Source organism: Bradyrhizobium sp. P5_C11_2 (genome assembly GCF_054049755.1).
Window position 1 is genome coordinate 1 of the sequence record NZ_JBFULT010000624.1, and the last position, 4150, is coordinate 4150.

Sequence of the window (4150 nt, forward strand, 5' to 3'; positions counted from 1 at the left end):
GGGCAGGAATGTACGTCGAATCCGGCGCGGCGCCGGAGAAATGCGCAAACCCGATCAGCCCTGCGATCACCAGGACGAGCGCCACCAGGGCAAGGCGCGCGACGATGGTGATCGGCCAGGACGATTGCACGAACAGTCCGGAACGGGTGGCGGCCAGGAACAGCGCATAGACGACAAAGGGGACGAGGAAAATTCCGATCTCGGTCAAAACCGGCCGGATCATGATGAATAGATCCGCTCATAAAGCACACGCAGCATTCCGGCCGTCGCACCCCAGATGTAGCGTTCCGCGAACGGCATGGCGTAGTAGAACCGCTCCATGCCGCGGAATTCCTTGCTGTGCACCTGATGGTTCACCGGGTTCATCAGGAAGGATAGCGGCACTTCGAACGCATCATCAACCTCGGAATGGTTGATCGTCAGCTCAAACCCAGGCCGCACCCTGGCAACGGTCGGCAGGATACGGAAGCCGAAGGCGGTGCCGTAGAGATCGAGATAGCCGATCGGCTCGACGAAGTCTCTGGACAGGCCGACCTCCTCCTCGGCCTCGCGCAGCGCCGCATCGAGCGGGGACCTGTCGGTCGCATCGATCTTGCCGCCGGGAAAGGCGATCTGGCCGGCATGGTCATTCAGATGCGCCGAACGCTGCGTCAAGAGGACGGTCGGCTCGGGATGGTCGACCACCGCGATCAGCACCGCTGCCGGCCGCACCGGCCGCTCGCGCGCGACGATCTCAAGCATCTTGTCGGTACCGGGATCGCCCGAGGCCGGAACGATGTTCGGATCGTACAGGCCGGGCGGAACGTCGAAGCCGAGCCGCGCCCTGGAGCGGGCGAAGAAATCGGCCGCACCGACCGCGACGGGCTCGTTCCTCGGAATAGGCTTGTTCAAAGCGCGGCCCTCACCTGCTCCGCGTCGGYCATGGCGAAGAATTCGCCGGCCGACTCGACGCCGAACATCGGCTGGCCATCGACCATCCGCTCCTCGCCCATGTCAACCAGATCGTAATAGAGCGCGCGGGTGACCTTGGCCCAGAGATCGGCGCGCACGTGCAGATAAGGAGTCAGCCCGCCGTCCCCGGCCTGCTCGAAGCGCAGCCGGTGTGCGGCGTCGCAGGTGACCCAGTCGTCGACATTGGTGCGGAAGCGGAGCACGCGATGGTCGTTCTCGCCGTCCTTCAGCATCTCGACCGCCATGAACGGCGCATCGTCGACGCGGATGCCGACCTTCTCCACCGGCGTGACGAGAAAGTGCTTCTCGCCTTCGCGCTTCAGGACCGTCGAAAACAGGCGCACCAGCGCGGGCCGGCCGATTGGCGTGCCCATGTAGAACCATGTACCATCCGAGGCGATTCGAATGTCGAGATCGCCGCAAAACGGCGGATTCCACAGATGCACAGGAGGTAGTCCTTTTTTGACGCCTTCTGCGTTGGCAGCACTTTTGGCGGCGGCAGTCAGCCCCTCGAGACCGCGATCGGCACTCTGCCCTTGGTTCGCCATGGTTTGCCCTGACTTTGTCATTTGGCACGATTGGTGCAGGTCTGATTTGTAAGTCTACGTCGTATGTCGATGTGCGGTTCCACCCCGGATTAGCCCGGTGTGGAGGTCGCCACTTCGTGATGCCCTACATATCCCGAAGCCGATAAGGTGGGGATAGGTTAATTCAACGAATACATGGCCTTCCTGCAAGTCTAGCATAGGCCCATGATCCGACGTGATGAGATGATTTGACGACGCAAGCGAGCCGCGTGGCGGACGTAAGGAGCTGACGGATGGCGGAAAGTGTCGAGAAACTCGAGGACGGGATCGTCCGTTCGGCCGAGCAGGTATCTGGTCAAATTCGCGCGGCCAAGGACGCGATCGCTTCCGTCATCTTCGGCCAGGACCGGGTGATCGAGAACACGCTGGTCACCATCCTCTCCGGCGGCCATGCGCTCTTGATCGGCGTGCCCGGCCTCGCCAAGACCAAGCTGGTCGAGACGCTCGGCGTCACGCTGGGCCTCGACGCCAAGCGCATCCAGTTCACGCCCGATCTGATGCCGTCGGACATTCTCGGCGCCGAAGTGCTCGACGAAAGCACCGCCGGCAAGCGCTCCTTCCGCTTCATCTCCGGTCCCGTCTTCGCGCAGCTGCTGATGGCCGACGAGATCAACCGCGCCAGCCCGCGCACGCAATCGGCGCTGTTGCAGGCGATGCAGGAGCAGCACATCACCGTTGCCGGCGCGCGCCACGATCTGCCGAAGCCGTTCCACGTGCTCGCGACACAAAATCCGCTGGAGMAGGAAGGCACCTATCCGCTGCCCGAGGCGCAGCTCGACCGCTTCCTGATGGAGATCGACGTCGATTATCCCGATCGCGACGCCGAGCGCCGCATCCTGTTCGAGACCACCGGTGCCGACGAGACGCTGGCGCGGGGCTCGATGACGGCGGATGCGCTGATCACGGCGCAGCGGCTGGTCCGCCGCCTGCCGGTCGGCGATTCCGTCGTGGAGGCGATCCTGTCGCTGGTGCGCGCGGCCCGTCCGGGTCCGGACAGCGGCGAGACCGGCAAGTTCATCGCCTGGGGCCCGGGCCCGCGCGCCAGCCAGTCGCTGATGCTCGCGGTGCGCGCGCGTGCGCTGATCGACGGACGCCTTGCGCCCTCGATCGACGACGTGCTCGACCTCGCCGAACCCATTCTGAAGCACCGCATGGCGCTGACCTTCCAGGCGCGGGCCGAAGGTCGGACGATTCCGGACGTGATCCGGCAGTTGAAGACACGGATCGGTTGATGGCCGCAGACAACGGGCACACAGCAAAGGAGATCATCGCGATCCGACGTGCCGATGGCGAAAGCCGCACGCTCGCCGCTTCGCTGCCGCGCCTGGTGCTCGAGGCCCGCCGTATCGCCGCCAACGTCATCCACGGCCTGCACGGAAGGCGCCGCGCCGGCTCCGGCGAAAATTTCTGGCAATACCGCCGCTTCGTCTCGGGCGAGCCGTCGCAGAACGTCGACTGGCGGCGCTCGGCGCGCGACGACCATCTCTATGTCCGCGAGCTCGAATGGGAAGCCTCGCACACGGTGTGGATCTGGCCCGACCGCTCGCCGTCGATGGCCTTCGCCTCGAAGCAGGCCCGCGAATCCAAGCTCGAGCGCACGCTGATCGTCGCCTTTGCGCTGGCCGAGCTGCTGGTCTCGGGCGGCGAGCGCGTCGGCATTCCCGGGCTGATGGCGCCGACCGCGAGCCGCAGTGTCATCGACAAGATGGCGCAGGCGATGCTGCATGACGACGCCGAACGGCTGAGCCTGCCGCCCTCCTTCGTGCCCTCGGCGCTGGCGGAGACGATCGTGCTATCGGATTTCTGGTCGCCGGTCGCGGAGATCACAGCGACGCTCGCCGGTCTGGCCGGCTCCGGCGCGCATGGCACGCTGGTGCAGGTCGTCGATCCCGCCGAAGAGTCCTTCCCCTATTCCGGCCGCATCGAGTTCGTCGAGCCCGAAGGGTTCGGCGTGATCACCGCCGGCCGGGCCGAGAGCTGGGTGCAGGATTACACCGCGCGGCTTGCACTGCACCGCGACCAGATCCGCGCCGAGACCAACAGGCTCGACTGGCTGTTCGCGACCCATTCGACCGACCGTTCCGCCGCCGAACTGCTGCTGTTCCTGCATGCCGGCATGCAGGTGAGCAAGTCGGGCGCCCGCACCACGACGATCAAGGCGGGGCCGGCAGCATGATGGGATTGCCGCTCGCCTTCACCGAACCGCTGCTCCTGATCGGCCTCGTCAGCCTGCCGGTGCTGTGGTGGCTGCTGCGCGTGATGCCGCCGCGGCCGCGCCGCATCGAGTTTCCGCCGACACGGCTGTTGTTCGACATCGCGCCGAGGGAAGAGACGCCCTCGCGGACGCCGTGGTGGCTGACCGCGCTGCGGCTTTTGGCTGCGGCCCTCGTCATTTTCGCCGCCGCCGGCCCGATCTGGAATCCGCAAACAGGCCTCGCCTCCAGCAAGGCGCCATTGATGATCATGTTCGACGACGGCTGGAGCGCGGCTTCGAACTGGGACATCCGGATCAGGGCCGCCGACGAGCTGATCGCCAATGCCGAGAATGACCGCCGCGCCATCGCGCTGGTGCCGCTGTCCGAGCCGAACCGCGACATCACGCTGATGCCGGC

General features: G+C 65.7%; 6 protein-coding genes. 3 read left to right on the top strand and 3 right to left on the bottom strand.

The window, feature by feature from the left end; genetic code table 11:
* From ACXJL8_RS35480 to ACXJL8_RS35490, 3 genes are all read right to left on the bottom strand, one after another.
* A partial coding sequence (locus ACXJL8_RS35480) for a DUF6111 family protein (protein WP_456686497.1) occupies nucleotides 1–223 on the bottom strand: 223 nt, incomplete at its 3' end.
* Complete coding sequence (locus ACXJL8_RS35485; RefSeq protein ID WP_456620440.1) at nucleotides 220–891, bottom strand: CoA pyrophosphatase; 672 nt, start codon at nucleotides 889–891, stop codon at nucleotides 220–222. The genes ACXJL8_RS35480 and ACXJL8_RS35485, both read right to left, overlap by 4 nt.
* On the bottom strand, nucleotides 888–1499 hold the full coding sequence (locus tag ACXJL8_RS35490; RefSeq protein ID WP_456686498.1) for a DUF1285 domain-containing protein: 612 nt from the start codon (nucleotides 1497–1499) through the stop codon (nucleotides 888–890). The genes ACXJL8_RS35485 and ACXJL8_RS35490 overlap by 4 nt, the downstream gene beginning before the upstream one ends.
* Before the next feature lie 272 nt (nucleotides 1500–1771).
* Between ACXJL8_RS35490 and ACXJL8_RS35495 the strand changes: the two genes are divergently transcribed.
* The 3 genes from ACXJL8_RS35495 to ACXJL8_RS35505 all read left to right on the top strand — a co-directional run.
* On the top strand, nucleotides 1772–2770 hold the full coding sequence (locus tag ACXJL8_RS35495) for an AAA family ATPase (RefSeq protein ID WP_456686499.1): 999 nt from the start codon (nucleotides 1772–1774) through the stop codon (nucleotides 2768–2770).
* Entirely contained in the window at nucleotides 2770–3714 is a 945-nt protein-coding gene (locus ACXJL8_RS35500; RefSeq protein WP_456620437.1) for a DUF58 domain-containing protein, read from the top strand. Before ACXJL8_RS35495 ends, ACXJL8_RS35500 begins: the two co-directional genes overlap by 1 nt.
* A partial coding sequence (locus tag ACXJL8_RS35505; RefSeq protein ID WP_456686500.1) for a BatA domain-containing protein occupies nucleotides 3711–4150 on the top strand: 440 nt, incomplete at its 3' end. The genes ACXJL8_RS35500 and ACXJL8_RS35505, both read left to right, overlap by 4 nt.

Bases quoted from the DNA above. Each gene is read 5' to 3' on its own strand.
- ACXJL8_RS35500 (WP_456620437.1), top strand. From the start codon at position 2,770: ATGGCCGCAGACAACGGGCACACAGCAAAGGAGATCATCGCGATCCGA.